This window comes from Gordonia sp. OPL2 (assembly GCF_003797825.1).
GTDB lineage: Bacteria > Actinomycetota > Actinomycetes > Mycobacteriales > Mycobacteriaceae > Gordonia.
In genome coordinates this window covers 1-446 of record NZ_RKME01000084.1, presented here as the reverse complement: position 1 = coordinate 446, position 446 = coordinate 1, and the positions used below count along the sequence as shown (strand labels likewise).

General features: G+C 66.1%; 1 protein-coding gene. It reads left to right on the top strand.

Going from position 1 to position 446, the window contains the following annotated elements; all coding sequences use genetic code 11:
- Positions 1–446, top strand: a 446-nt coding sequence (locus EEB19_RS26385; protein ID WP_187590290.1) for a serine hydrolase, incomplete at both ends; no start/stop codon positions are given.

Below are 446 nucleotides of genomic sequence, written 5' to 3'. Positions count from 1 at the left end.
ACACTACCGCACGCCCTACCCGGCCATCGCGCGCGAACGCATCCTGCAGCCATTGAAGATGACCAGCACGTCATGGGGCATCGCCAACGTGCCGGTCGAGAGCGCGGCGGTGCCGTACATCGGCAAGGATGGCGCGTTGCAACCGGCCAATGAAGATCCCTGGCCCAACTACGGCTGGGCGCATGCCGACCTGCAGACCACCGTGGGCGACATGAACCGTTTCCTGCAGGCGCTGGCGACCGGCAAGCTGGTGCGCACGGCGACCCTGGAAAAACTCTGGCAGCCGCAGAAGCTGAGCGGTGGCGGCAGCAACTTCTTCTCCACCGGCTGGGACACCACCCGCAGCGACGGCTACACCCAGGTCGGCCACGATGGTGGCACCCGTGTACGTGCGCGATTGGCCTACAAGGGCACGCTGGCCAGCGGCTACTGGGTGTTCGTGTACC